Source organism: Kitasatospora sp. NPDC004531, from assembly GCF_053602195.1.
This window is the reverse complement of record NZ_JBSGDD010000177.1, coordinates 1-5,417: the sequence shown is the minus strand read 5'-3', so window position 1 is coordinate 5,417 and position 5,417 is coordinate 1. Positions and strand designations below refer to the sequence as shown.

The 5,417-nt window shown below is 69.8% G+C and carries 6 protein-coding genes and 1 pseudogene; 3 read left to right on the top strand and 4 right to left on the bottom strand.

Features of this window, described 5'->3' with window-relative positions; genetic code table 11:
* Positions 1–440: electron transfer flavoprotein subunit alpha/FixB family protein (locus ACWEMJ_RS33635; RefSeq protein ID WP_452140936.1), on the top strand; the 440-nt coding region annotated here is incomplete at its 5' end.
* A gap of 134 nt (positions 441–574) precedes the next feature.
* Here the strand turns inward: ACWEMJ_RS33635 and ACWEMJ_RS33630 are convergent.
* A complete protein-coding gene (locus ACWEMJ_RS33630; protein ID WP_452140935.1) occupies positions 575–979 on the bottom strand; it encodes a RidA family protein in 405 nt (134 codons plus the stop codon).
* Positions 980–1,458: 479 nt separating this feature from the next.
* Between ACWEMJ_RS33630 and ACWEMJ_RS33625 the strand changes: the two genes are divergently transcribed.
* A complete protein-coding gene (locus tag ACWEMJ_RS33625; protein ID WP_452140934.1) occupies positions 1,459–2,100 on the top strand; it encodes a DedA family protein in 642 nt (213 codons plus the stop codon).
* Positions 2,101–2,194: 94 nt separating this feature from the next.
* On the opposite strand, the gene ACWEMJ_RS33620 is transcribed toward ACWEMJ_RS33625, so the two are convergent.
* The 3 genes from ACWEMJ_RS33620 to ACWEMJ_RS33610 all read right to left on the bottom strand — a co-directional run bounded on the left by ACWEMJ_RS33620 (position 2,195) and on the right by ACWEMJ_RS33610 (position 4,260).
* Positions 2,195–2,767 (bottom strand): dihydrofolate reductase family protein, encoded by a 573-nt coding sequence (locus ACWEMJ_RS33620; protein WP_452140937.1) that lies wholly within the window; start codon positions 2,765–2,767, stop codon positions 2,195–2,197.
* 114 nt (positions 2,768–2,881) lie between these two features.
* Positions 2,882–3,625, bottom strand: coding sequence for an SRPBCC family protein (locus ACWEMJ_RS33615; RefSeq protein ID WP_452140933.1), 744 nt, complete (start codon positions 3,623–3,625; stop codon positions 2,882–2,884).
* On the bottom strand, positions 3,622–4,260 hold the full coding sequence (locus ACWEMJ_RS33610) for an ArsR/SmtB family transcription factor (protein ID WP_452140932.1): 639 nt from the start codon (positions 4,258–4,260) through the stop codon (positions 3,622–3,624). The genes ACWEMJ_RS33615 and ACWEMJ_RS33610 overlap by 4 nt, the downstream gene beginning before the upstream one ends.
* A gap of 291 nt (positions 4,261–4,551) precedes the next feature.
* Between ACWEMJ_RS33610 and ACWEMJ_RS33605 the strand changes: the two are divergent.
* Positions 4,552–5,417 (top strand): annotated as a pseudogene (locus ACWEMJ_RS33605) (hypothetical protein); the annotation flags it as partial.

Sequence of the window (5,417 nt, the reverse complement as noted above, 5' to 3'; positions counted from 1 at the left end):
CGGTGGAGTTCACCGGAGGCGCGGCGACCGTCACCTCCCGCACCCCGCGCGTGTCCACCGGCCGCCCCGAGCTGACCGAGGCCGCGATCGTGGTCTCCGGCGGCCGCGGCGTCGGCGCCGCCGAGGGCTTCGGCGTCGTCGAGGACCTCGCGGACGCGCTCGGCGCGGCCGTCGGCGCCTCCCGCGCCGCCGTCGACGCCGGCTGGTACCCGCACACCAACCAGGTCGGCCAGACCGGCAAGCAGGTCTCCCCCCAGCTGTACATCGCCGCCGGCATCTCCGGCGCGATCCAGCACCGCGCCGGCATGCAGACCTCGAAGACCATCGTCGCGGTCAACAAGGACCCCGAAGCCCCGATCTTCGAACTCGTCGACTACGGCGTCGTCGGCGACCTCTTCACCGTCCTCCCCCAGCTCACCGACCAGGTGAAGGCCGGCTGACGGTCCGCTCGAACCCGCCCCGGAAGGGCGCGACCACCACGGTCGCGCCCTTCCCGCGTTCCCGGGGCCGGATCAACAGCGAACGGCGGCACCGCCGTTCCCCCCGGCGGCACGGTGACGAGGCAGGGCCCCACCTACGGCTTCACATCGAGACGCACGAGCGCGCCGATCTCCACGAGCTGCTCCGGCAGCGCCAGGTCGGAAATGCCCATGACCGTGCTGGTGGGCCGGTGGTCCCCGAAGTACTCGGCGTGGAGGCGTGCCGTCGCGTCGAAGTTCTCCCGCAGATTCCTCACCAGAACCGTGGTCTCCACAATCTGGCCGCGCTCGGCGCCGAAATGCCTCAGCACCAGGTCCAGATTCTCCAGCGCGGTGCGGACCTGCAGTTCGAAGTCGCCGGCACCCACGAAGTTGCCGTCACGGTCGTGAGAAAGCTGCCCCGACACATAAACCGTGTCACCGACCTGAGCGGCCTGGCTGTACCCGTAGATCGACTCCCACGGCATGCCGAAACCGAAGGCCTTCAGCTGAGAACTCATGACTCACTCCCTTTGATACAGCGCACGGAACCGCCAAGTGCGGACAGGCTCCCTGTCCGAAGAAGTTACCGGTCCGCACAGACGATTCCCGCCTGGCAGCGCAGTCCCAGTGTTCTCCGCGCGCACGGAATCGGCCGCGGCGGACTCCTCCCGCAAAAGCGCGTGGGACGCACATCGCTTCGCCTCGGCTTTCCCCCGAGATGCACATTCGCTTCACCGGAATTTCCCGCCCGGAACGGCGGCGCAAAGCGGGGACGAAATGCCGCTGCCACGAACGTCACAACTGCCGGAGCGATCGACCGGAAATCCTTGAGCGGCGGCGCACAACGGCCCCGCCCGGGCGGTATCGACACAGCGGGTGCCCGGGCGCCCCGGCCTTCGCCCCCGGCGCCGCGCTTGCGCCGACCCCACCGCCTTCGTCTACAGTCACGTAGACGGTCTACTCGCCTGTAGACGCCGAGTGCCCGGGAGGCCACGCCGTGTACGCCCACTCCGCCCTGCTGGCGGTCAACCCGCTCGACGCGTCCTCGCTGCTCGCGGCGTTCGGCGCGCTCGGCATCGCGGCCGTGCTGTTCGCCGAGACCGGGCTGCTGATCGGCTTCTTCCTGCCGGGCGACTCGCTGCTGTTCACGGCCGGCCTGCTCTGCACCCCCGGCCTGCACTCCGGCCCGCACCTCAACCTGCCGCAGGTCCTCGTCGCCGCCGTCGTCGGCGCCCTCGCCGGGGCCCAGGTCGGCCACCTGCTCGGCCGCAAGGGCGGCCGCGCCCTGCTGGAACGTTCCCGCAACCGCCGCCTGCACGAGGGTGCGCAGCGCGCCGAGGAACTGCTCGCCCGCTACGGCTACGCCAAGGCCATCACGCTGGCCCGCTTCGTCCCCGTCGTCCGCACCGTCCTCAACCCGCTGGCCGGCGCACTCGGCGTGCCCACCCGCACCTTCGCCCTGTGGCAGATCGTCGGCGGCCTGCTCTGGACGGTCGGCCTGGTCCTCGGCGGCTACGCGCTCGGCTCCACCGTCCCCAGCGTCGACCGCTACCTGCTGCCGGCCATCGCGGTGATCGTCGCCCTCTCCCTGCTCCCGCTCGCCCTCGAACTGCGCCGGGGCCGCGCCGCCCGCAACTGACTGACCGCCGCCAACAACGCCGACCGCCCGCCGTCGACGGACCCGCACGGGAGCGCGAACGTCAACGGCGGGCGGTGGAACGTTACTCGGCCGCTCAGCGGACGACGTCGAAGATCTGCTTCTGCACGCCGTTGCGGTACACCTCGTGCTCGACCAGGGCCAGCTTCTGGGCGTCCTTGTCGGTGGCGCTGAACAGCCGCTTGCCGGCGCCGAGCAGCAGCGGGAAGACCAGCAGGTGGTAGCGGTCGATCAGCCCGGCGTCCGACAGGCCCTGGTTCAGGGTGGCGCTGCCGTGCACGATGATCGGACCGCCCTCGGTCTCCTTGAGCGCCGCGACCTCGTCCAGCGAGCGCAGGATGCTGGTCTCGCCCCAGTTGGAGACCAGCTGGTCCTCGCCGAGGGTGGTGGACACGACGTACTTCGGCAGCGTCCGGTAGCGCCCGAACTCCGCCATCTCCGGCCACACCGGGCTGAACGCCTCGTAGCTGACCCGGCCCATCAGCATCGCAGCGGACTCCTCCTGCTCCCGCCCCTTGAGCTCGAACGCCTCGGGGAGGAACTCGATGTCCTTGAACGTCCAGCCGGAGTTGCGGTAACCCGGCTCGCCGCCCGGGGCCTCCACGACGCCGTCGAGCGAGATGAAGGCCGTGCTGATCAGGGTGCGCATGATGGTGCTCTCCTCAGTGTGCTTGTCTGTCATCTTCAGTGCTCAGTACTCGTGTGCTCGGCGCTCGGCGGCGCTTGGCGCGTGCCTCGGAACCGCAGTCTCTGAACCGCAGGCTCAGGCGAGGGCCCCGGTCAGCCACTGCCGCCACCCGGCCTCCGCGGCGGCGGCGTCCACGCCCTGCCCGAACAGGTGATGGAACATCAGCACCAGGCCCGGGCTGTGGTGGAAGGTGTACAGGCCGTCGGCGGTGCGGATCTCGAAGCGCTCCTCGTCGGACCACGTCATCTCCCCTGCCAGCGGCGGCAGTTCGGCCGGCACGGCCCGTACCGGCGCGCCGACGGCGGCACCGGCCGGCAGCGACAGCGCACGGGCGAGGGCGTCCCGTACCTCCCGCACGGGGCGCTCGCCGGTCTGCGCCATGGCGAAGACCGGGCTGCCGTGGCGGCCGGCGAAGTGCGCCAGGTATTCGCGCAGCGTGTGCAGGTGGAACGGCCAGCCGCGGCGCAGCGCGTCGTACTCGTCCTCCCAGTCGTCGCCGAGCATGCCGCTGTGGACGACGCGCAGCACGGTGCTGCCGCCCCCGCGCCCCTCGATGAGGTACTCGAAGGCCATGAACCGGCCGTCGTCGGCGGTGCCCGTCCGGGTGGCGAACCGCTTGCCGGGCTCGTACGCGGTGATCAGAGCCTCCTCCCGGTTGCCGCCGACGTCCATCGCGGCCGTGCCGCCCTCGCGCGGGTCGACCTCGTTGCGGCCCATGAACCAGGACTCGATGCCGGGCCCGGTGGCGATCGCCTCCCAGACCTGTTCCGGGTCGGCGGGCAGGACGATCTCGCGCTCGATCTCGAAGGGGTGCGTCATCGGGGGTTCTCCTGTGCTGCGTCGGGCCGATCGGTGTCGCTGTCGGTGCTCGCGGGCCGGTCCGGGATCTGGTGCAGTCCGACGACCACGCGGTGCCTGCGGCCCTGGGGCGCGGATTCGTCGTGGTACCGGCCGACGAGACCGGCGACCGCCTGGGACAGCTCCTCGGCGAAGGCCGCCCGGTCCGCCGCGGAGGCGAACCGCACCTCGGCGTCGATCCCGAAACTCGCCACCCGCTGCCCGGCCCGCGCCGCACCGGTCAGCAGCGAGCCGACCTCCTGCACCAGCCGGGCCCCGAGCGCCAGCAGCCACCGGGCCGACAGCTGATCGGGCGACCGCGCCGGATCCGGACTGACGGCGGCCAGCGCACTCGGCGAGATCACGTACGACGCGGCCGTGGCCCGGTACACCCGCTCGGTCACGTTGCCCTTCCGCCGCTCCTCGGCCAACTCGACCAGGCCGTGCCGCTCCAGCTCCTTCAAGTGGTAGTTGACCTTCTGCCTGGGCAACCCCAACCTCCCGGCCAACATCGCGGCCGAACCGGGCTCCGCGAGGGCGGCGAGGATCCGCGACCGTATCGGATCCAGCGACGACTCCGCCGCGGCAGGCTCCTCGATCACTGCGACGTCCAGCACCTCTCCACCTCCGTCCTCGGAACAACTCCAGCATCCCGCCGACCGAAATTCCTGTCAAGACAAATTTTCTTGTCGGCATGCTCGGCCGAGCCCAAACGCTGACTCCCCGCTGCCTCCTCCGGGTGGGAGAGGGCATTCGCGCTCTGCAGGCGGGCTTGCCGATGTAGGGCACCACCCAGCCCGATGAGCCCTGCCAGCGGATGATCTCTCCGTCAACGTGATCAACAGACAGCTGTCATCCGAGTGCCATAGCCTGTTCCATCTCATGGTCGCCTCAGCTGGGGGTAGGGCTTGTCTGACAGTGAGGCCACGCGCCCTTACGACTGGTTCAGTATTCGGTCGTGGGCCGGCAGCCAGGACCGCGCCTTCGAAGAGCTGTGCTACCAACTGCGTGATGTGTCGATGCCGGGGTGGCAAACCATCAAAACCGCGGCGCCTGACGGCGGGGTGGAGTGGTACGACAGGGCAGCCGACGGACGGTGTCATGGCCATCAGGTGAAGTACGTCCACGATGTCGGCAGTCTCCTACCCCTGGCGCGCGAGAGCCTGGCTGCGGTGGGCCGCAACCGCCAGGACCGCGATGTCGTCCGCATGACCTTCTGGGTGCCGATCGATCTGCCCGACCCCGCCCACCGCGTCAACGGCAAGCCTGTCATGGGAGCGCGCAAGCGCTGGAACGAAGCCGTGACCAGATGGAAGAGAGACCTTCCGGGCACTGCGGACATCGAAATCGATCTGGTGGACAGCGGCCAACTGCTGGACCGACTCACCAAGCCCGGCAACGAGGGACGCCAGTGGTTCTTCTTCGAACAGCACGCCCTGGGCGCCGACTGGCTTCGCGAGAAGCTGCAGGTCACCGAGAGCATTGCGCACGACCGCTACACCCCCCAGCACCACCTTCCCCTACCTGTGTCATCGATCATTGACGGCTGTGCAGTCTCGTCGAGTTTCCTGACCAGGCTGCGAGGCTATGCCGACACCGTTCTGAGGGCCGTACCCGCTCCTCCCCCGCTCCACCAGGCGCGGCTGTCAGGATTGGCCGAAGACGAGGCACAGTCCTTCACCGAGAAGCGTGAAGCACTGTTGTCGTATCTCGGCAGGGCGCAGCAGAAGGCCGGGGAGCTGTGTGCTGTGGCTCATGTGGCGGGAGCGGCCCT